Here is an 18346-nt window from a genome sequence, read left to right on the forward strand (position 1 = left end):
GAATGAAGGTTGTCCAGTCGAGGACGCGAGCTCGGAAGGTGAGGTTCGCTGCGGTCTCCGCGGCGGTCGTCGCCCTGCCGTTGTTCTTCGGCGGCGTGACCGCCGGGGCGGACCCGGTCGCGGACACGCTTCAGCCGATCGAATCGGTGACCAGCGAGAACGGCTCGAAGATCACCCGTATCGAGAACTACGGCGAGCAGCAGCTGCTGGTCTACGTGTACTCCGCTTCGATGGACAAGGAGATCCTGCTCGACGTCTGGCGTCCGGCCGACACGAGCGAACCGCGCCCGACGCTGTACCTCCTCAACGGCGCCGGCGGCGGCGAGGACAGCGCGACCTGGCGCTTCCGTACCGACGCGATCGAGTTCTTCAAGGACAAGAACGTCAACGTCGTCTCGCCGGTCGGCGGCAAGTGGAGCTACTACACCGACTGGAAGAACGAGGACCCGGAGCTCGGCGTCAACAAGTGGGAGACCTTCCTGACGAAGGAGATCCCGCCGCTCATCGACGCCGCGCTCGGCACCAACGGCGTCAACGCGATCGCCGGTCTGTCGTCCTCGGGTACGTCCGTTTTGCAGCTGCCCATCGCTGCTCCCGGCCTGTACCAGGGCGTGGCGGCCTACAGCGGATGCGCGCAGACCTCCGACCCGATCGGTCAGCAGTTCGTCAAGCTCGTCGTCGAGACCTGGGGTGGCGGCGACACCCGCAACATGTGGGGCGAGCTCAATGATCCGGCCTGGGTCGAGAACGACCCCTACGTGCACGCCGAGGAGCTGCGCGGGCTCGATCTGTACATCTCCAACGGCACCGGACTGCCGGGTGTCCACGACACCCTGAACGGCCCGCAGATCGACGGTGAGGTCGACGTGCTCGCCAACCAGATCGTCGTCGGCGGTGTCATCGAGGCTGCGACCAACTACTGCACGCACAACCTCCGTGGCCGCCTCGACCAGCTGGGCATCCCCGCCACCTACAACTTCCGCGACTCCGGCACCCACTCGTGGGGTTACTGGCAGGACGACCTGAAGGATTCGTGGCCCGTCCTCGAAAAGGCCCTCGGTCTCTCGGACTGACAGGCTCGGCCACAGAGCACAGCAGAAAGCCCCTACCGCTCGTAGCGAAAGCCCCTACCGCTCGTAGNGCGGTAGGGGCCTTCTGCGTTCGGTGTTCGACGTTCGGTGTTCGACGGTCGGTGTTCGACGGTCGACCGAGGTGCGACGGCGCTATTCGGCCTCGGGCGCCGGGCACGGCACGGAGTTGCCGGCCGCGTAGTCGGGGTCGAGGGCGGCCTTGACCAGGTGGAGCGATTCGGGTCGCATGAGAATCGTGGAGTGGTCGGCGGGGGAACTCGGGCAGCCGTCCTGGACCCACACGTTGCGGACCTCGGCGCCCGGTCCGGGCCGCAGGAACGAGCTCTCCGGTGGCGTGACGATCTGGTCGTAGCGCGTGGCGATCGACGTGTACGTCACGCCGGGACGGGTATCGCCGTCCTTGTTGAGATTGCTGAGCATGCGCGAGCCGATCAACTGCTGCTGGCCGGCGGCACCGAGATCGGTGCCGCGGAACAACAGCTCGGCCACCGCATCGCTGCCGTTCGTCAGGCCGAGTACGGCGAGCACCGTGTAGAGCTGCTGGAGACCGTTGAAGGTGGTGCCGTGGTTGGTCGCACCCAGCATCACGAGATTCCGGACGCGGTTGAGGGCAGGATCGGCCGGGTTCGCGCCGCCCTCGAACTTGAGGTACTGGCGGGAGACGACCCCACCCTGGGAGTGACCGACGAGATCGACCTGCCCGGCGCCGGTGTGCTCGAGGACCGCGTCGACGAACGTTCCGAGTTCCTCGGCGGACCTCTCTATGTTCGACACGCCCCACACCGTGCGATCGGGATCGAGATATCCCTGCGCGGCGCCGTAGTTCAACGCGTAGACGCAGTACCCGAGCCGTTCGAGTTCGGGCGCGACATAGGTCCATGTCGGGTACATGCCCGCCCCGGTGCCGTGCACGAGGACGACCGGACGTGGATGCTCCGGCGACGGCACACACCCGAGGTCGTTCGCACCGTCGACGCCCTGGCCCATCGTGCTCAGCAGGGCAGCGAGGCGACTGTCCGGCGCATCCGCCGAGGTGGGGAGCGGTACGGGAGCGGGGGCGGTGGCCGCCGGATCGGCATCCCGCCGGTCGGCCGGGATCGGATCGGCTGCCGAGATCGCCGGCGCGACGAGTGCCGATGCGGAGACGGCGAGGACGGCGACGCCGGACACGAGTGTGCTGCGACGAAAACGGAACATACGAAACTCCTCGGCGAACGCTCTGGGTACGGCGTTCACACGGGTCGGGATCGCGGGACAGCGTAACAGCAGGTCGCGGTGTGGTCCGGAGAGTGGAAGATCAATTCTGCTCGGCCGAGCGCCGGTATCCGACGACGGCGGGGACCACGAAGATCGCCACCATCCCGGCCGACCACAGGACGGTCTTCAGGAACGGTTCCGCGATCGGACCACCCATCGCGAGCGAGCGCATGGTGTCGATCGCGCAGGACATCGGCTGGTTCGCCACCACGGGTTGCAGCCAGCTCGGATAGGCCATGACCGGCACGAACCCCGAGTTGAAGAACATGAGCAGGGTGCACAGGATCGAGACGGTCTCGACCAGGGGAGTGCGTCCCGGCAGGGTCGCCAGAGCCGTCACCATCATCGCGAATCCCAGACCGAAGATCAGCGGGACCACGAGGCTGAGCAGGGTGGGGCCGATGCCCTGCGTGAACCGGAAACCCAACGCCATGCCGGCGGCGAAGATCACGAGAGAGGTGACGAACACGCGCACCATCTCCGCCATCAATCGTCCCACCAGACCGGACGAGCGGTGGACGGGCAGCGTGTGGAACCGGCTCAGCAGGCCGGAATCGCGTTCGGTGCGCAGTCCCACCGCACTGACGACCGAGCCGAACATCGCGCCGACGAGCACGATCATGGGCACGGTGCCGAAGATCGACGAATAGCCGGTCGCGGCGGTGATGCTGTCGCCGAGCACGATGCGGAACATCACCAGGGTGAGCGCCGGATAGATGAGCGCCTGGATCATCGTGGCGGGATCACGGGCCCACCTGAGCAGCAGCCGACCGCACTGCAGGCGGCTGTGCTCCCACAGCGCACCGAGGGAACTCTCGCTGCGGACGCGATCCGGTTCGGGATAGGCGAAGGCGCGGCCCGGCGTCCCTGCCCGCTCTCGCGATCGGGCCCGCGCCTGCTGCGTCTCGACGGTCTCGCTCATCGACTCACTCCCGCCTCGTCGCGGCCCACACGGCGCCCGGGATGCAGATCACGGCCAGCCCGATCATCCAGAACAGGCTCGGCCGGAAGACCTCCCAGGTCACGCCGTCCTGGGCCATGTCGCGCATCGCGAAGGAGAACTGTGAGATCGGCTGATTGCGGACGAACGGTCTGATCCACTCGGGAAATCCCTCCTCGGGCACGAAACCGCACGAGAGCATCCCGAGGATCAGCTGCGGCAGGGTCAGCGCCTGCGCTGTCGCCTCGGGGCTCCGGGACAGACATCCGATCGCGTCGGCGCCCAGGCACAACAACAGGCTGATGATCAGGGCGGTCGCGCAGAACAACGCTGCCTGCCCGGGCCCGGCGGAGAAACGGAAACCGATGAGATAACCGAATCCGATCGCGGCGGCCAAGGAGATGACCGACCGCACCATGCTTGCCGTCATCCGTGACGCCAGGGGCGCCACCGGGGCGACGGGCATCGTCTGCAGACGCGAGGTCACACCGGTCGTGCCCTCCTGCGCTGCCAGCTGCGCCGCGGAGATGGCGGTGAATGCCATCGACTGCAACACGATGATGGGCATCAGGAACTGCGCGTAGTCGATGCCCTGCAACTGCATCACGAACTTGAGCGGCAGATAGAAGCCGAGACCGAAGACGAACGGTGCCAGGACCGCGAGGACCAGCTCGCCGTACCGCGCCATCGTGCGCAACGACCGGAGCGTCAGCACCCACCACTGCTCGACCCCCGACGGCGTGATCCGGCGGTGGACACCTCCCCGACGTGCGGGAAGGGTGGACGAGGAGTCGGTGAACGAGACCGTGGGGGCTTCCGTCCCGCGGACCGTCTCGTCGGTGCGGGCCGTCACGGCCGCTCACCTGCCGGCGCAGGCTCCGCTCGTTCCGCGTCGGGCAGCGCTGTCGGGCCGCCGTCCGTGGGGCCACCGTCTGTGGGTCCGCTGCCGTCGGAAGCGGATGCGGAGTGCCCGGTGAGGCGGAGGAAGACGTCGTCGAGCGAGGGACGTCGCAGACCGATGTCGGCGAGTTCGATGCCCAGGGGTTCGATGCGCCGCAGCACCTCGGTGAGGGTCGCGGCGCCGTCCGGCGCCGGGACGGACACCCGATCCGTGTCGGGGACCGTACCCACCAGGACGTCCTGGGGGAGAAGGCCGTCCAGGGCGTTCAGGATCTCGGGTATCGCCCGCGGGTCGGCCGGAACGATCTCGCAGTGGGTGCCACCCGCGGAGGACTTCAGCTGGTTCGCGGTGCCCTCCGCGATCACGGTGCCCTTGTCGATGACGATGATGTTGTCGCTCAGCACGTCGGCCTCTTCGAGGTACTGCGTCGTCAGCAGCACCGTGATGCCCTGGTCCTTGAGCGCCGCCACCAGCGACCACACGCCCTGCCGGCTGCGCGGGTCGAGACCGGTGGTCGGCTCGTCGAGGAAGACCACCTTGGGACGGACCACGAGGCCGCACGCGATGTCGACCCGTCGGCGCATACCGCCGGAATAACCCTTCACGGGGCGGCGACCGGCGTCGACGAGATCGAACTCCCGGAGCAGATCGTCGGCGCGCCGGGTGGCCGACTTCTTGTCCAGACCCATCAGGCGGCCGAACAGGATCAGGTTCTCCCGGCCGGTGAGGGTGTCGTCGAGCGCGGCGAACTGGCCGGTCATCATGATCGACCGCCGGACCGCTGCGGCGTCGGCGACCACGTCGTGCCCGGCGACCACGGCGCGACCCGAGGTGGGACGCAACAGTGTCGACAGCACCTTGACCACCGTGGTCTTGCCGGCGCCGTTGGGGCCGAGGATGCCGAGGACACGGCCCGGCGGTGCAGAGAAGCTGATCCCGTCGAGTGCGTGGACGTCGCCGAACGACTTGTGGACGTCCTCCACGAGAACTGCCTGGTCGTGATCGCTCACATCACACCCCGCCGTAGATCTCGGTCCCCGTCGGGGACGGGTCGGTCCGTCACCGTCGGAATCGTACCGGTGCGCACGGTCCCGGGAGGGGTGGACGGACATGCGCGTCGGCGCCGACGTCCGTTCCCCTCGGGGTGTCACGCCGGTCGGTCAGGACCAGACGCCGAGATCTTCGAGGTGTTCGACGAGTCGGTGGCCCCCGTCGGTGAAGTGTTCGCGCGTCTCGCGTCCGGCGGTCTCGACGTCACCGGTGCGCAAGGCCTGCAGCAACCGCTCGTGCGAGGCGATCGCCGCCGTCCCCCAGCTGCGATCGTCGGAGTAGAAGTGCACGGGGGTGTACCGGGTCGCGTTGTGGAGGAACCACGCGAGCTTGCGCGAACCGGCCACCCGATTCAAAGTCCGGTGGAACTCGAATTCGAGGTCCTCGATGCGCGCGCCGTCACCGGCCCGCACGGCCTCGGCGAAACGCGCGGCCAGGTCGTCGAGCTCCGCGAGGGTCTCGGCCGTCATCAGGGTCGCGGCGCGCTCCACGAGCCGCTCGGCGAGTCTGCCCTGGAGCCAGAAGATGTCGTCGATGTCCGATCTGTCGAGCGGGGAAACCACGTACCCGCGATGGGGGACCAGTTCGACGAGCCCCTCACCACGGAGGGTCAGCAGAGCCTCGCGCACCGGGGTCACGCTCACCCCGAGTTCGGCAGCGGTCTCGTCCAGACGGACGAAATCGCCGGGTCGCGCACCGCCGGACATGATGAGGTTTCTCACGTGCGCCGCCACGTCGTCCGAGAGCTGCGGTCGCCGACGAATCTTCGGAGACCGTGACGATCCGGACGAAGCGGACGAGTTCATGGCATGCGCCTTCCTCTGGTGGACGGCTCGCATTATCACCGCACGGTCTCGGCGGCGTCACGGCCGGGGGTGACATGTGGCACACATTCCCCGCCTCGCCCGGATCGTGACGCAGTTCGTGGTTTGGTTGGCGGGGTGAGCACCGGAGTATCACGCCGACGGTTACTGGGAGGGGCCGCCGGCGGATTGTTCGCGTGGGGTGCGACCGCGGGGAGCGGTCGTGCGGCCCCGCCACGCAGGCTTCCTCCACCCGATACCGTCACCGTCACCGATCCCGCGAGGATGAGTGCGGTCGAGGCGGCAGCGCTGCTGCACGCCGGCGAACTGCACCCCCGGGAACTGCTCGACGCCTGTCTGGACCGCACCCGCTCGTACGACGGAGCGATCGGTGCGTGGATCCGGCTCTACCCCGAAGTCGCCTACGCGGCGGCCGACGCGGCGGGGGAGCGGCTCGCCCGCGCGCGCCGCGACCAGGCCCCGGCACCACTCGTGTGCGGGCTTCCGATTGCTCTCAAGGACATCTTCGCGGTCTCCGGGCTTCCGCTCACCGCGTCGAGTCGCGTCCTCGAGGGCAACATCGCGGCCGGGCACTCGGGTGTGTGGCGCCGACTCGAGGACGCCGGCGCGGTGCTCATGGGGCACGCGCACACCGACGAATTCGCAATCGGTGTCGCCACCCCGCAGGTGGGCAACCCGTGGAACACCGAGATGTCGCCCGGCGGATCGTCCGGCGGCAGCGCGGCCGTGCTCGCCGCGCGGTTCGCGCCCCTCGCGCTCGGCAGCGACACCGGCGGTTCGGTCCGGTTCCCGGCGAGCGCCTGCGGTGTCTCCTCGATCAAGCCGACCTACGGGCGCATCACCTCGCACGGCATGATCCCGCTGACCTGGACCCGCGACCACGTGGGTCCGATGGGCCGCAGCGTCGCAGACGCGTCCCTGATGATGACCGTGCTCGCGGGCGCCGATCCGGCCGACCCGATCACGGCACTCGGACCCGACGTTCCCGAGGGCGGTTATCCGGTGACGGCGGCCGGGGGAGCGAGTCCCCTCGCCGGCGTGCGCATCGGGCTGCCCGTGAACACGAATCCCGCACCTCCCGAGGCCGTGCAGCGCGTCGTCGACGACGCGGCGCGGGTGGCGGAGTCGCTCGGCGCGGTCACCGTCCCGGTGACGATGCCGCCGCTGCCCGAATCCCTCGCGACCGGCGACCAGGTCGAGATGGGTGCCTACCACCAGCAGTTCACCGACCGGCTCGGCCTGTACCGCCCCGAGAACGCGGTGGCTGCGGGCACGGCGGTGGCCTCGCTGGCCGTGCCGGTGGGCGACTACCTCACCTTCGAACGCGACCGTCTCCGGTACCAGAGCGACTACAACCGGATGTTCGTCGACCAGGATCTCGACGCGATCATGCTGCCCGGCGCCTCCGTCGACGGCGCACGACGCCAGGAGTTCCTCGGCATCAGTGTCACGGCCGGAGTGACGGGCCCCGTGCGATGGGCGAACTACTCCGGTGCCCCCGTGGTGACCCTGCCCGCCGGGTACTCCGCCGCGACGGGGATGCCGGTCGGTGTCCAGCTCGGTGCGCGGCCGTGGCAGGACGAACGTCTCATCGACATCGGGCTCGAACTGCAGGAGGCACTGCCGATCTGGCGCGACGAGCCGCAGCTCGTCGCCGCCGGCGCACGGGTCCCCGAGGTCGCGCAGGTGCAGCCGGGCCCCGGTCCCGACCCGACGAATACGATCNCCGCTCCGGTTCGGACCCTGCCGATGAACCCCATCGGCTAGGCTCGACCACGCGGATCCGACCGCACGGCGTATCGCCGAGGTGTACATCACGCACCGTCGTGAGTTGAACTCTCGGCCGTGCTCCTGCATACTGGTCGGGTTGCCTTGACCGGGCCATGGATGTTTCGCGGCTCGGAACGGGAAAGACGTGACAGTCGCGGATCGAGCCTCACGGCCTGGTCGCGGCCACATGCAGGACGGAAGCAGTACCCCTGTGTGCTCCTGCGAGCACAGCCGGTTCCGTTCCTTGCGGTGTCGAAGCCTTCGAGCATCGACGCCGGGGAATGAGCGGCGGGCCGACACGCCCGACCGCGTGGACCGGAGAACAATGACAGATGAACAGCGGCAAGCGGATCGGATACGTCCGGCTCGCACTGTGTTTCGAGTGCTGTTCTCGGTCGCCGTTCCCTGGGGAACTGTGCAGACGAGGTGGTTTCCGGCTCCGCCGGGGATCACGAAACGCGGCAAGAAAAGGACACTAAGCGTGGCGGGACAGAAGATCCGCATCAGGCTCAAGGCCTATGACCACGAGGCGATCGACGCATCTGCGCGCAAGATCGTCGAGACGGTGACCCGTACGGGTGCCCGCGTGGTCGGCCCGGTGCCGTTGCCCACTGAAAAGAACGTGTACTGCGTCATCCGCTCGCCGCACAAGTACAAGGACTCGCGCGAGCACTTCGAGATGCGGACGCACAAGCGGCTCATCGACATCCTCGACCCGACGCCGAAGACCGTCGACGCGCTCATGCGCATCGATCTCCCGGCGAGTGTCGACGTCAACATTCAGTGACATTCGATTACAGCGAGCTTGTGAAAGACGCAGCGGAGACAACACATGACTAACCAGATCAAGGGAATCCTGGGCACCAAGCTCGGCATGACCCAGGTCTTCGACGAGAACAACCGGGTCGTCCCGGTCACCGTCGTCAAGGCCGGACCGAACGTGGTCACGCAGATCCGCACCGAGGAGCGCGACGGCTACAACGCCGTGCAGCTCGCCTACGGTGCCATCGCGCCGCGCAAGGTCAACAAGCCGGTTCGCGGCCAGTTCGAGAAGGCCGGCGTCACGCCGCGCCGTCACCTGGTCGAGCTCCGGGTCGAGGACGCCTCCGAGTACGAGGTCGGCCAGGAACTCACCGCCGAGGTGTTCGAGGACGGCGCCTACGTCGACGTCACCGGCACCTCGAAGGGCAAGGGCTTCGCCGGCACCATGAAGCGTCACGGCTTCGCCGGCCAGGGTGCGTCGCACGGTACGCAGGCCGTGCACCGTCGTCCGGGTTCCATCGGTGGTTGCGCCACCCCGGGCCGTGTGTTCAAGGGCACGCGCATGTCCGGCCGTATGGGCTCCGACCGCATCACGACGCAGAACCTCTCGGTCCACAAGGTGGACGCCGAGAACGGTCTGCTGCTGATCAAGGGCGCGATCCCGGGTCGCAAGGGCGGCCTCGTGATCGTCAAGACCGCAGTGAAGGGTGGTGCACGGGCATGACCAGCACCGAGACCGCAACCAAGCTGACCCTGGACGTCAAGGCCCCCGGTGGCCAGACCTCCGGCTCCGTCGATCTCCCCGCCGAGATCTTCGACGCTCCCGCGAACATCGCGCTGCTGCACCAGGTCGTCACCGCGCAGCTCGCCGCGGCGCGCCAGGGAACGCACGCCACCAAGACCCGCGGCGAGGTCCGCGGCGGTGGCAAGAAGCCGTACCGCCAGAAGGGCACCGGCCGCGCACGTCAGGGCTCGACCCGTGCGCCGCAGTTCGCCGGCGGTGGCACCGTCCACGGCCCGCAGCCGCGCGACTACAGCCAGCGCACCCCCAAGAAGATGAAGGCCGCCGCCCTGCGCGGAGCCCTCTCCGACCGGGCGCGCAACGAGCGCATCCACGTGATCACCGAACTCGTCGCGGGCCAGACCCCGTCGACGAAGAGTGCTCGCACGTTCCTGGGCGAGATCAGCGACCGCAAGAAGGTCCTGCTCGTCGTCGGCCGTGAAGACGTGGCGGCGTGGAAGTCGGTTCAGAACCTTCCCAACGTCCACGCGCTCGCGCCGGATCAGCTGAACACCTACGACGTGCTCTACAGCGATGACGTCGTGTTCAGCGTCGAGGCGCTCAACACGTTCATCCACGGGCCGGCCGAGTCCGGCCAGGAAGTGAAGGAGGAGAGCAAGTGAGCACGATCGCCGATCCTCGCGACATCCTGCTGGCTCCCGTCGTCTCCGAGAAGTCCTACGGGCTGATGGAAGAGGGCACCTACACCTTCCTGGTCCACCCGGACTCGAACAAGACGCAGATCAAGATTGCCGTCGAGAAGGTCTTCGGCGTCAAGGTGAGCAGCGTCAACACCGCCAACCGTCAGGGCAAGCGCAAGCGGACCCGGTTCGGTTACGGCAAGCGCAAGAACACCAAGCGCGCGCTCGTGACCCTCACGGCCGACAGCAAGCCCATCGAGATCTTCGGAGGCCCGGTCGCCTAGCGATCGGAACTCTCGAGAGATAGAGGACGAGAAGACTCATGGCAATCCGTAAGTACAAGCCGACTACGCCGGGCCGTCGTGGCGCCAGCGTGGCGGACTTCGCCGAGATCACTCGGTCGACGCCCGAGAAGTCGCTGGTGCGCCCGCTGCACGGTCGCGGTGGACGTAACGCGCACGGCCGCATCACCACCCGTCACAAGGGTGGCGGACACAAGCGCGCCTACCGCCTGATCGATTTCCGTCGCAACGACAAGGACGGCGTGCCGGCCAAGGTCGCTCACATCGAGTACGACCCCAACCGCACCGCGCGCATCGCGCTGCTCCACTACGTGGACGGCGAGAAGCGCTACATCATCGCCCCCAAGGGCCTCGTGCAGGGTGCCCCGGTCGAGTCGGGCCCCAACGCCGACATCAAGCCCGGCAACAACCTGCCGCTGCGCAACATCCCGACGGGTACGACCATCCACGCGGTCGAGCTGCGTCCGGGTGGCGGCGCCAAGATGGCCCGCTCCGCCGGTGCGAGCATCCAGCTCCTCGGTAAGGAAGGCACCTACGCCACGCTGCGTATGCCCTCCGGCGAGATCCGTCGCGTCGACGTGCGCTGCCGCGCCACCGTCGGTGAGGTCGGCAACGCCGAGCAGTCGAACATCAACTGGGGCAAGGCCGGCCGTATGCGCTGGAAGGGCAAGCGCCCGACCGTCCGTGGTGTCGTGATGAACCCGGTCGACCACCCGCACGGTGGTGGCGAGGGCAAGACCTCGGGTGGTCGCCACCCGGTCAGCCCGTGGGGCAAGCCCGAGGGCCGCACCCGCAAGAACAAGGCGTCCGACAAGCTCATCGTCCGTCGTCGCCGTACCGGCAAGAAGCGCTAGTCAAGGAGGGAGTTAGAGAATGCCACGCAGCCTCAAGAAGGGCCCGTTCGTCGACGACCACCTCCTGGCGAAGGTGGACACGCAGAACGAGAAGGGCACCAAGCAGGTCATCAAGACCTGGTCGCGCCGTTCCACGATTCTGCCCGACTTCATCGGTCATACGTTCGCTGTCCACGATGGACGCAAGCACGTGCCGGTGTTCGTCTCGGAGTCCATGGTCGGTCACAAGCTCGGTGAGTTCGCGCCGACCCGTACGTTCAAGGGCCACATCAAGGACGACCGGAAGAGCAAGCGTCGATGAGCACTGAAACCACCACCAACAGCGCTCGGGCTGTTGCGCGCCACGTGCGCGTGACCCCGATGAAGGCGCGCCGCGTCGTCGACATCGTTCGCGGTAAGTCCGTCGAGGAGGCCCTGGCCATCCTCAAGTTCGCGCCGCAGGCCGCGGCCGAGCCGGTCGCCAAGGTGATCGCGTCGGCCGCTGCGAACGCGCAGAACAACTACAACCTCGACCCCAGCACGCTCGTCGTCGCGACTGCGTACGTGGACGAGGGTGCGACCCTGAAGCGGTTCCAGCCGCGTGCCCAGGGCCGTGCGTTCCGCATCCGCAAGCGGTCGAGCCACATCACCGTGATCGTGGAAAGCGTCGGGTCGGCCTCGACTCGTAACCGCCGGAAGGGAGCTCAGTAGTGGGCCAGAAGATCAACCCGCACGGCTTCCGTCTGGGCGTCACCACCGACTGGAAGTCTCGTTGGTACGCGGACAAGCAGTACGCGGACTACGTCAAGGAAGATGTCGCGATCCGCAAGTTCCTGGCCTCCGGCCTCGAGCGCGCCGGCATCGCGAAGGTCGAGATCGAGCGCACCCGCGACCGTGTGCGTGTGGACATCCACACCGCTCGTCCCGGCATCGTCATCGGACGCCGCGGCGCCGAGGCCGATCGCATCCGCGCCGAGCTCGAGAAGCTGACCGGTAAGCAGGTCCAGCTGAACATCCTCGAGGTCAAGAACTCGGAGTCCGAGGCTCAGCTCGTGGCGCAGGGCGTCGCCGAGCAGCTCTCGAACCGTGTCGCCTTCCGTCGTGCGATGCGCAAGGCCATCCAGTCGGCCATGCGTCAGCCGAACGTCAAGGGCATCCGCGTGCAGTGCTCGGGCCGCCTCGGTGGCGCCGAGATGTCGCGTTCGGAGTTCTACCGCGAAGGTCGCGTCCCGCTGCACACGCTGCGCGCGGACATCGACTACGGCCTCTACGAGGCACGGACCACCTTCGGCCGCATCGGCGTGAAGGTCTGGATCTACAAGGGCGACATCGTCGGTGGCCGTCGTGAGCTCGCTGCTGCTGCAGCTGCTCCCGCCGACCGGCCGCGTCGTGAGCGTCCGAGCCGCCCGCGTCGTTCCGGCGCGTCGGGCACCACCGCGACGAGCACCGAGGCCGGCCGCGCCGCATCGAGCGACGCCCCTGCCTCGACCGAGAACAAGGAGGGCTGACGCAATGTTGATCCCCCGGCGGGTCAAACACCGCAAGCAGCACCATCCGAGCCGTACGGGTGCCGCCAAGGGCGGAACCCAGGTGGCCTTCGGTGACTACGGCATCCAGGCTCTCGAGCCGGCCTACATCACCAACCGGCAGATCGAGTCCGCTCGTATCGCCATGACCCGGCACATCAAGCGTGGCGGCAAGATCTGGATCAACATCTTCCCGGATCGCCCCCTCACCAAGAAGCCTGCCGAGACCCGCATGGGTTCCGGTAAGGGTTCGCCGGAGTGGTGGGTCGCGAACGTCAAGCCCGGTCGCGTGCTGTTCGAGATGAGCTACCCCAACGAGGAGATTGCGCGCGAGGCCCTGCGTCGCGCGATGCACAAGCTCCCCTGCAAGTGCCGCATCGTGACGAGGGAGGAGCAGTTCTGATGGCTACCGGTACCCCCGCCGCGGAACTCCGCGAGCTGAGCGACGAAGAGCTGACCGACAAGCTCCGCGAAGCCAAGGAAGAGCTGTTCAACCTCCGCTTCCAGATGGCCACCGGCCAGCTGGACAACAACCGTCGGCTCCGCGTCGTGCGCAACGAGATCGCCCGTATCTACACGGTGCTGCGCGAGCGCGAGCTCGGACTGGCCACCGGCCCGAATGCGGGTGACGTGGCATGAGTGAGGAAAAGGCAGTGAGCAACCAGGAACAGCGCGCGAGCCGCAAGGTCCGCATCGGTTACGTCGTCTCGGACAAGATGGAGAAGACCATCGTCGTCGAGCTCGAGGACCGGGTGAAGCACCCGCTGTACGGCAAGATCATCCGCCGTACGACCAAGGTGAAGGCGCACGACGAGAACGGTCTGGCCGGCATCGGCGACCGCGTGCAGCTGATGGAGACCCGTCCGCTGTCCGCGTCGAAGCGCTGGCGTCTGGTCGAGGTGCTCGAGAAGGCCAAGTAAGGCCTCCTCGTCCTCGACAGGACCGAGAACATGCAGCACCCCACCACCCGCGCCGCGGGCGGTGGGGTGTTGTGCGTCCGGTAGTAGGTGCAGCCCTCGAGTGGGGGAGCAGTGGACGTCGCTGCGACACGCCCGGTTCCGGGGTGGGGAGTGACATCACAATTCGCGAATTTGCCCTGCGTACGGTATATGGCCTACTCTGGACGGGTTGCTTACGGGACCCGTGTGTGATTCGCACGTGCGCCGCAGGCAACCGACGACCGCGTACGTCCAGGTCGGAAATCTGACGTACACACCAATCCAGGTCAAGGAGAAGTAAGTGATCCAGCAGGAGTCGCGACTGCGCGTCGCCGACAACACGGGTGCCAAGGAGATCCTCTGCATCCGCGTTCTCGGTGGCTCGTCCCGTCGCTACGCCGGAATCGGTGACGTCATCGTCGCCACCGTCAAGGACGCGATCCCCGGCGGCAACGTCAAGCGTGGCGATGTCGTCAAGGCCGTGATCGTGCGCACCGCCAAGGAGCGCCGCCGTCCGGACGGTTCCTACATCAAGTTCGACGAGAACGCTGCCGTCATCATCAAGGGCGACAACGATCCTCGCGGCACCCGCATCTTCGGACCCGTCGGTCGCGAGCTCCGCGACAAGCGGTTCATGAAGATCGTCTCGCTCGCTCCGGAGGTGCTGTGATGAAGGTGCACAAGGGTGACACCGTGCTCGTCATCTCGGGCAAGGACAAGGGCGCCAAGGGCAAGGTCATCGCGGCCTACCCGGCGACCGACAAGGTCCTCGTCGAGGGCGTGAACCGTATCAAGAAGCACACCGCCGTCTCTGCGAACGAGCGTGGCGCCTCCTCCGGCGGCATCGTGACGCAGGAGGCCCCGATCCACGTTTCCAACGTTGCGGTCGTCGACTCGGACGGAAACCCCACCCGCGTGGGTTACCGCACCGATGAGGAAACCGGCAAGCGCGTTCGGATTTCCCGGAAGAACGGGAAGGACCTCTGACATGACTTCCACCGAGAACAAGACCCAGCCGCGCCTGAAGGCCCGCTACCGCGCCGAGATCAAGGACGCGCTGAACGCGGAGTTCGACTACGCGAACGTCATGCAGATCCCCGGCGTCGTGAAGGTCGTCGTCAACATGGGTGTCGGCGACGCCGCCCGCGACGCGAAGCTCATCAACGGAGCCGTCAACGACCTCGCGCTCATCACCGGTCAGAAGCCGGAGATCCGTAAGGCCCGCAAGTCCATCGCACAGTTCAAGCTGCGCGAGGGCATGCCGATCGGTGCGCGCGTCACGCTGCGCGGCGACCGCATGTGGGAGTTCCTGGACCGTCTCGTGTCCATCGCGCTTCCCCGTATCCGGGACTTCCGCGGCCTCAACGGCAACCAGTTCGACGGCAACGGCAACTACACGTTCGGCCTGAACGAGCAGTCGATGTTCCACGAGATCGACGTGGACAAGATCGATCGCCCGCGCGGCATGGACATCACTGTCGTGACCACCGCTACCAACAACGAAGAAGGCCGTGCCCTGCTCAAGCACCTCGGCTTCCCGTTCAAGGAGAACTGAGCCCATGGCTAAGAAGGCACTGGTCAACAAGGCCAACAAGAAGCCGAAGTTCGCGGTGCGCGCCTACACCCGCTGCCAGCGCTGCGGGCGCCCGCACTCGGTCTTCCGCAAGTTCGGACTCTGCCGCATCTGCCTTCGCGAGATGGCACACCGCGGAGAACTTCCGGGAGTTCACAAGAGCTCCTGGTGACGTGAGCGGTGGGCGGAGGACCGAGAAGTTCTCCGCCCACTGTCACGCTGTCATGGGTTCGTCGCCGATCCGGCCGACGAACCCGCTATCGAACCGAGTTTCGATGTAGGCCCACGGCCGGCACGTTCCGGCGTTGCATGGGAACCGCATCGAGAAAGGTGAACAGGTCAGCCATGACCATGACCGACCCCATCGCAGACTTCTTGACGCGTCTGCGTAACGCCAACACGGCGTACCACGACGAGGTCAAGCTCCCGTCCTCGAAGATCAAGGTGAACATCGCCGAGATCCTCAAGCGCGAGGGCTACATCTCCGACTACCGCACCGAGGACGCCGAGGTGGGCAAGACCCTCATCGTCGACCTCAAGTACGGACCTTCCCGTGAGCGCAGCCTCGCCGGCGTGCGTCGCGTGTCGAAGCCCGGCCTGCGCGTGTACGCGAAATCCACCAACCTGCCCAAGGTCCTGGGCGGCCTCGGCGTGGCGATCATCTCCACGTCCTCCGGTCTGCTCACCGATCGCCAGGCGGCCAAGCAGGGAGTGGGCGGGGAAGTCCTCGCCTACGTCTGGTAAAGGGAGGCCACCACAATGTCGCGAATCGGAAAACTCCCCGTTGCAGTTCCTTCGGGCGTCGAGGTCACCATCGACGGCCAGGATGTTGCAGTCAAGGGCCCCAAGGGCAACCTGTCCCTGACGATCGCCGAGCCGATCGTCATCGCCAAGGGCGAGGACGGGGCAATCAACGTCACGCGCCCGAACGACGAGCGTCGCAGCCGTGCGCTGCACGGCCTGTCGCGGACGCTCGTGCAGAACCTCATCGTCGGCGTGACCGAGGGTTACACCACGAAGATGGAGATCCACGGCGTCGGCTACCGCGTGGCTCTCAAGGGCAAGGACCTCGAGTTCTCGCTCGGCTACAGCCACCCCGTGCTGATCGAGGCTCCCGAGGGCATCACGTTCGCCGTCGAGAACCCCACGCGCTTCTCGATCTCGGGCATCGACAAGCAGAAGGTCGGCCAGATCGCGGCCAACATCCGCCGGCTGCGCAAGTCCGACCCGTACAAGGGCAAGGGCATCCGCTACGAGGGTGAACAGGTCCGTCGCAAGGTCGGAAAGACGGGTAAGTGATCATGAGCCAGACCGAGAACCAGAAGGCCAAGCGCATCCCGCGCGGCAAGGACGCCTCCACCACGCGTCGCCTTTCGAAGACGCGTCGTCACTTCCGCCTCCGCAAGAAGATCGCCGGCACCGCCGAGCGTCCCCGCCTCGTCGTCAACCGGTCCTCGCGCCACCTGCACGTGCAGCTGGTCGACGACCTGACGGGCACCACCCTCGCCGCAGCGTCGTCCATCGAACCCGATGTGCGCGCTCTCGAGGGCGACAAGAAGGCTCGCGGCGCGAAGGTCGGTCAGCTGATCGCCGAGCGCGCGAAGGCTGCCGGCGTGGAAGCCGTGGTCTTCGACCGCGGTGGCCACACCTACAGCGGACGCATCGCGGCCCTCGCGGACGCGGCTCGCGAAAGCGGGTTGAAGTTCTGATGACCATTTTCTCGAACGGAAGGAACGCCTGATGCCGGGACGTCAGCGGCGTGACGGCGGCAACGGCCCCGCCGGACAGAACCCCAACAGCGGTGACAACCGTGGCGGTCGCGACCGCCGCGACCGCGACTCGCGCGGCGGCAACGCTGCCGAGAAGTCGAACTACATCGAGCGTGTCGTCTCGATCAACCGTGTGTCGAAGGTCGTCAAGGGCGGTCGTCGCTTCAGCTTCACCGCTCTGGTGATCGTGGGCGACGGCAACGGCCTGGTCGGTGTCGGCTACGGCAAGGCCAAGGAAGTTCCCGCGGCCATCCAGAAGGGTGTCGAGGAAGCTCGCAAGAACTTCTTCCGCGTCCCGCTCATCGGCGGAACCATCACCCACCCCGTCCAGGGAGAGGCTGCAGCCGGTGTCGTCCTGCTGCGTCCGGCTTCCCCCGGTACCGGTGTCATCGCCGGTGGCGCTGTGCGCGCGGTGCTGGAGTGCGCGGGTGTCCACGACATCCTGTCGAAGTCGCTCGGCTCCGACAACGCCATCAATGTGGTGCACGCGACGGTTGCGGCCCTCAAGGGTCTGCAGCGTCCCGAGGAAGTCGCGGCTCGCCGTGGCCTCACCCTCGAGGAAGTTGCCCCCGCCGGCATGCTGCGCGCACGTGCACAGGCTGCTGGGAGCGTGAAGTAATGGCAGAGCTGAAGATCACCCAGATCAAGAGCACCATCGGGGCCAAGTCGAATCAGCGCGACAGCCTCCGGACCCTCGGTCTGCGGAAGATCCGCCAGTCCGTCGTCCGCGAGGACAACGCGCAGAACCGTGGCCTCATCAACGTGGTGCGTCACCTCGTCACTGTTGAGGAGGTCTGAGAATGACCATCAAGCTGCATCACCTGCGCCCGGCTCCGGGTGCGAAGACGGACAAGACCCGCGTCGGACGCGGTGAGGGTTCGAAGGGCAAGACCGCCGGCCGCGGTACGAAGGGCACGAAGGCACGCAAGAACGTGTCGCCGGCCTTCGAGGGTGGCCAGATGCCCATCCACATGCGTCTGCCGAAGCTCAAGGGCTTCAAGAACGCATTCCGTACCGAGTACCAGATCGTCAACGTCGGGGACATCGCTCGCGTGTTCCCCGAGGGTGGACAGATCGGTGTCGCGGACCTCGTGGCGAAGGGTCTGGTTCGCAAGAACCAGCTCGTCAAGGTCCTCGGCGAGGGCGAGCTGACGGTGGCCGTGCAGGTCACCGCCGACAAGTTCTCGGCCTCCGCTCAGGAGAAGATCGCTGCAGCCGGTGGCAGCGCGACCGTCCAGGCCTGACCTGTACTTTCGCGTGTGAGTCACGGCTGTCGAACGGNGGCCGTTCGCGCGTTCACAACGGTGTCCCAGGCTGCGTTCGCAGCGGTGACATAGGCTACCGGGCTACCCCTCTCATCGGGGCCCACTGTTAGAGTTTCAGAGTTG

28 protein-coding genes are annotated in these 18346 nt (G+C 67.0%); 23 read left to right on the plus strand and 5 right to left on the minus strand.

Annotation, left to right across the window (positions count from 1 at the left end):
* Window positions 1-2 precede the first annotated feature (2 nt).
* The gene (locus tag ACLBYD_RS05260; protein WP_174247007.1) at window positions 3-1073 is read left to right on the plus strand and encodes an alpha/beta hydrolase; all 1071 of its coding nucleotides are present in this window, start codon (window positions 3-5) and stop codon (window positions 1071-1073) included.
* 150 nt (window positions 1074-1223) lie between these two features.
* Here the strand turns inward: ACLBYD_RS05260 and ACLBYD_RS05265 are convergent, their stop codons facing one another.
* The 5 genes from ACLBYD_RS05265 to ACLBYD_RS05285 form a co-directional block, all read right to left on the minus strand.
* Window positions 1224-2288: an esterase/lipase family protein gene (locus ACLBYD_RS05265; protein ID WP_447815676.1), complete on the minus strand. Its 1065-nt coding sequence runs from the start codon at window positions 2286-2288 to the stop codon at window positions 1224-1226.
* 100 nt (window positions 2289-2388) lie between these two features.
* A complete protein-coding gene (locus ACLBYD_RS05270; protein WP_447815677.1) occupies window positions 2389-3270 on the minus strand; it encodes an ABC transporter permease in 882 nt (293 codons plus the stop codon).
* 4 nt (window positions 3271-3274) lie between these two features.
* Complete coding sequence (locus ACLBYD_RS05275; RefSeq protein ID WP_447815678.1) at window positions 3275-4141, minus strand: ABC transporter permease; 867 nt, start codon at window positions 4139-4141, stop codon at window positions 3275-3277.
* Window positions 4138-5199, minus strand: coding sequence for an ATP-binding cassette domain-containing protein (locus ACLBYD_RS05280; RefSeq protein WP_447815679.1), 1062 nt, complete (start codon window positions 5197-5199; stop codon window positions 4138-4140). The genes ACLBYD_RS05275 and ACLBYD_RS05280 overlap by 4 nt, the downstream gene beginning before the upstream one ends.
* Before the next feature lie 150 nt (window positions 5200-5349).
* Window positions 5350-6045 carry a GntR family transcriptional regulator gene (locus ACLBYD_RS05285; protein WP_447815680.1) on the minus strand — a complete coding sequence of 232 codons (696 nt, stop codon included), beginning with the start codon at window positions 6043-6045 and terminating at the stop codon, window positions 5350-5352.
* A gap of 282 nt (window positions 6046-6327) precedes the next feature.
* Here ACLBYD_RS05285 and ACLBYD_RS05290 point away from each other — a divergent pair, with 282 nt between their 5' ends.
* The 22 genes from ACLBYD_RS05290 to rplO all read left to right on the plus strand — a co-directional run bounded on the left by ACLBYD_RS05290 (window position 6328) and on the right by rplO (window position 18202).
* Window positions 6328-7830 carry an amidase gene (locus ACLBYD_RS05290; protein WP_447815681.1) on the plus strand — a complete coding sequence of 501 codons (1503 nt, stop codon included), beginning with the start codon at window positions 6328-6330 and terminating at the stop codon, window positions 7828-7830.
* A 484-nt stretch (window positions 7831-8314) separates the two neighbouring features.
* Window positions 8315-8620: a 30S ribosomal protein S10 gene (rpsJ, locus tag ACLBYD_RS05295; RefSeq protein ID WP_003938093.1), complete on the plus strand. Its 306-nt coding sequence runs from the start codon at window positions 8315-8317 to the stop codon at window positions 8618-8620.
* Window positions 8621-8665: 45 nt separating this feature from the next.
* Window positions 8666-9319 (plus strand): 50S ribosomal protein L3, encoded by a 654-nt coding sequence (gene rplC, locus ACLBYD_RS05300; protein ID WP_060654856.1) that lies wholly within the window; start codon window positions 8666-8668, stop codon window positions 9317-9319.
* Window positions 9316-9999, plus strand: coding sequence for a 50S ribosomal protein L4 (gene rplD / locus ACLBYD_RS05305; RefSeq protein ID WP_006554609.1), 684 nt, complete (start codon window positions 9316-9318; stop codon window positions 9997-9999). The genes rplC and rplD overlap by 4 nt, the downstream gene beginning before the upstream one ends.
* Window positions 9996-10301, plus strand: a complete 306-nt coding sequence (gene rplW, locus ACLBYD_RS05310) for a 50S ribosomal protein L23 (RefSeq protein ID WP_006554608.1) — start codon at window positions 9996-9998, stop codon at window positions 10299-10301. Before rplD ends, rplW begins: the two co-directional genes overlap by 4 nt.
* Window positions 10302-10339: 38 nt before the next feature.
* Window positions 10340-11173, plus strand: coding sequence for a 50S ribosomal protein L2 (rplB, locus tag ACLBYD_RS05315; protein ID WP_024101620.1), 834 nt, complete (start codon window positions 10340-10342; stop codon window positions 11171-11173).
* A gap of 19 nt (window positions 11174-11192) precedes the next feature.
* The gene (rpsS, locus tag ACLBYD_RS05320; protein ID WP_003938088.1) at window positions 11193-11474 is read left to right on the plus strand and encodes a 30S ribosomal protein S19; all 282 of its coding nucleotides are present in this window, start codon (window positions 11193-11195) and stop codon (window positions 11472-11474) included.
* Window positions 11471-11863 (plus strand): 50S ribosomal protein L22, encoded by a 393-nt coding sequence (gene rplV / locus ACLBYD_RS05325; protein WP_006554606.1) that lies wholly within the window; start codon window positions 11471-11473, stop codon window positions 11861-11863. The genes rpsS and rplV overlap by 4 nt, the downstream gene beginning before the upstream one ends.
* Window positions 11863-12660, plus strand: a complete 798-nt coding sequence (rpsC, locus tag ACLBYD_RS05330; RefSeq protein WP_006554605.1) for a 30S ribosomal protein S3 — start codon at window positions 11863-11865, stop codon at window positions 12658-12660. The genes rplV and rpsC overlap by 1 nt, the downstream gene beginning before the upstream one ends.
* A 4-nt stretch (window positions 12661-12664) precedes the next feature.
* Window positions 12665-13081, plus strand: a complete 417-nt coding sequence (gene rplP, locus ACLBYD_RS05335; protein ID WP_006554604.1) for a 50S ribosomal protein L16 — start codon at window positions 12665-12667, stop codon at window positions 13079-13081.
* Window positions 13081-13317: a 50S ribosomal protein L29 gene (rpmC, locus tag ACLBYD_RS05340; RefSeq protein ID WP_006554603.1), complete on the plus strand. Its 237-nt coding sequence runs from the start codon at window positions 13081-13083 to the stop codon at window positions 13315-13317. The genes rplP and rpmC overlap by 1 nt, the downstream gene beginning before the upstream one ends.
* Window positions 13314-13598, plus strand: a complete 285-nt coding sequence (gene rpsQ / locus ACLBYD_RS05345; RefSeq protein ID WP_024101619.1) for a 30S ribosomal protein S17 — start codon at window positions 13314-13316, stop codon at window positions 13596-13598. Before rpmC ends, rpsQ begins: the two co-directional genes overlap by 4 nt.
* Window positions 13599-13917: 319 nt before the next feature.
* Window positions 13918-14286 carry a 50S ribosomal protein L14 gene (rplN, locus tag ACLBYD_RS05350; RefSeq protein ID WP_006554601.1) on the plus strand — a complete coding sequence of 123 codons (369 nt, stop codon included), beginning with the start codon at window positions 13918-13920 and terminating at the stop codon, window positions 14284-14286.
* Window positions 14286-14603: a 50S ribosomal protein L24 gene (gene rplX / locus ACLBYD_RS05355; RefSeq protein WP_060654858.1), complete on the plus strand. Its 318-nt coding sequence runs from the start codon at window positions 14286-14288 to the stop codon at window positions 14601-14603. The genes rplN and rplX overlap by 1 nt, the downstream gene beginning before the upstream one ends.
* A gap of 1 nt (window position 14604) precedes the next feature.
* The gene (gene rplE, locus ACLBYD_RS05360) at window positions 14605-15171 is read left to right on the plus strand and encodes a 50S ribosomal protein L5 (RefSeq protein ID WP_006554599.1); all 567 of its coding nucleotides are present in this window, start codon (window positions 14605-14607) and stop codon (window positions 15169-15171) included.
* A 4-nt stretch (window positions 15172-15175) separates the two neighbouring features.
* Window positions 15176-15361 (plus strand): type Z 30S ribosomal protein S14, encoded by a 186-nt coding sequence (locus ACLBYD_RS05365; protein ID WP_006554598.1) that lies wholly within the window; start codon window positions 15176-15178, stop codon window positions 15359-15361.
* Between the two features lie 173 nt (window positions 15362-15534).
* Window positions 15535-15933 carry a 30S ribosomal protein S8 gene (gene rpsH / locus ACLBYD_RS05370; RefSeq protein ID WP_006554597.1) on the plus strand — a complete coding sequence of 133 codons (399 nt, stop codon included), beginning with the start codon at window positions 15535-15537 and terminating at the stop codon, window positions 15931-15933.
* A 15-nt stretch (window positions 15934-15948) separates the two neighbouring features.
* Complete coding sequence (rplF, locus tag ACLBYD_RS05375) at window positions 15949-16488, plus strand: 50S ribosomal protein L6 (RefSeq protein WP_447815682.1); 540 nt, start codon at window positions 15949-15951, stop codon at window positions 16486-16488.
* Window positions 16489-16490: 2 nt separating this feature from the next.
* Window positions 16491-16898 carry a 50S ribosomal protein L18 gene (gene rplR, locus ACLBYD_RS05380; RefSeq protein WP_447815683.1) on the plus strand — a complete coding sequence of 136 codons (408 nt, stop codon included), beginning with the start codon at window positions 16491-16493 and terminating at the stop codon, window positions 16896-16898.
* 31 nt (window positions 16899-16929) lie between these two features.
* Window positions 16930-17577, plus strand: a complete 648-nt coding sequence (gene rpsE, locus ACLBYD_RS05385) for a 30S ribosomal protein S5 (RefSeq protein WP_006554594.1) — start codon at window positions 16930-16932, stop codon at window positions 17575-17577.
* A complete protein-coding gene (gene rpmD, locus ACLBYD_RS05390) occupies window positions 17577-17756 on the plus strand; it encodes a 50S ribosomal protein L30 (RefSeq protein ID WP_006554593.1) in 180 nt (59 codons plus the stop codon). Before rpsE ends, rpmD begins: the two co-directional genes overlap by 1 nt.
* A 2-nt stretch (window positions 17757-17758) precedes the next feature.
* Entirely contained in the window at window positions 17759-18202 is a 444-nt protein-coding gene (rplO, locus tag ACLBYD_RS05395; RefSeq protein ID WP_006554592.1) for a 50S ribosomal protein L15, read from the plus strand.
* The last annotated feature ends 144 nt before the right edge of the window (window positions 18203-18346 follow it).

It is taken from the genome of Rhodococcus sp. C26F (genome assembly GCF_053345925.1).

Excerpts from the sequence above, each read along its gene's own strand:
- rpmC (WP_006554603.1), top strand. The coding sequence starts at position 13,081 with ATGGCTACCGGTACCCCCGCCGCGGAACTCCGCGAGCTGAGCGACGAA.
- rpmD (WP_006554593.1), top strand. The coding sequence starts at position 17,577 with ATGGCAGAGCTGAAGATCACCCAGATCAAGAGCACCATCGGGGCCAAG.
- rplD (WP_006554609.1), top strand. The coding sequence starts at position 9,316 with ATGACCAGCACCGAGACCGCAACCAAGCTGACCCTGGACGTCAAGGCC.
- ACLBYD_RS05265 (WP_447815676.1), bottom strand. The coding sequence starts at position 2,288 with ATGTTCCGTTTTCGTCGCAGCACACTCGTGTCCGGCGTCGCCGTCCTC.
- rplP (WP_006554604.1), top strand. The coding sequence starts at position 12,665 with ATGTTGATCCCCCGGCGGGTCAAACACCGCAAGCAGCACCATCCGAGC.
- rplB (WP_024101620.1), top strand. The coding sequence starts at position 10,340 with ATGGCAATCCGTAAGTACAAGCCGACTACGCCGGGCCGTCGTGGCGCC.
- rplO (WP_006554592.1), top strand. The coding sequence starts at position 17,759 with ATGACCATCAAGCTGCATCACCTGCGCCCGGCTCCGGGTGCGAAGACG.
- rplR (WP_447815683.1), top strand. The coding sequence starts at position 16,491 with ATGAGCCAGACCGAGAACCAGAAGGCCAAGCGCATCCCGCGCGGCAAG.
- ACLBYD_RS05270 (WP_447815677.1), bottom strand. The coding sequence starts at position 3,270 with ATGAGCGAGACCGTCGAGACGCAGCAGGCGCGGGCCCGATCGCGAGAG.
- ACLBYD_RS05365 (WP_006554598.1), top strand. The coding sequence starts at position 15,176 with ATGGCTAAGAAGGCACTGGTCAACAAGGCCAACAAGAAGCCGAAGTTC.
- rpsE (WP_006554594.1), top strand. The coding sequence starts at position 16,930 with ATGCCGGGACGTCAGCGGCGTGACGGCGGCAACGGCCCCGCCGGACAG.
- rplC (WP_060654856.1), top strand. The coding sequence starts at position 8,666 with ATGACTAACCAGATCAAGGGAATCCTGGGCACCAAGCTCGGCATGACC.
- ACLBYD_RS05260 (WP_174247007.1), top strand. The coding sequence starts at position 3 with ATGAAGGTTGTCCAGTCGAGGACGCGAGCTCGGAAGGTGAGGTTCGCT.
- rpsH (WP_006554597.1), top strand. The coding sequence starts at position 15,535 with ATGACCATGACCGACCCCATCGCAGACTTCTTGACGCGTCTGCGTAAC.
- rplX (WP_060654858.1), top strand. The coding sequence starts at position 14,286 with ATGAAGGTGCACAAGGGTGACACCGTGCTCGTCATCTCGGGCAAGGAC.
- ACLBYD_RS05285 (WP_447815680.1), bottom strand. The coding sequence starts at position 6,045 with ATGAACTCGTCCGCTTCGTCCGGATCGTCACGGTCTCCGAAGATTCGT.
- rplF (WP_447815682.1), top strand. The coding sequence starts at position 15,949 with ATGTCGCGAATCGGAAAACTCCCCGTTGCAGTTCCTTCGGGCGTCGAG.
- rpsQ (WP_024101619.1), top strand. The coding sequence starts at position 13,314 with ATGAGTGAGGAAAAGGCAGTGAGCAACCAGGAACAGCGCGCGAGCCGC.
- rplE (WP_006554599.1), top strand. The coding sequence starts at position 14,605 with ATGACTTCCACCGAGAACAAGACCCAGCCGCGCCTGAAGGCCCGCTAC.
- rpsS (WP_003938088.1), top strand. The coding sequence starts at position 11,193 with ATGCCACGCAGCCTCAAGAAGGGCCCGTTCGTCGACGACCACCTCCTG.
- rplV (WP_006554606.1), top strand. The coding sequence starts at position 11,471 with ATGAGCACTGAAACCACCACCAACAGCGCTCGGGCTGTTGCGCGCCAC.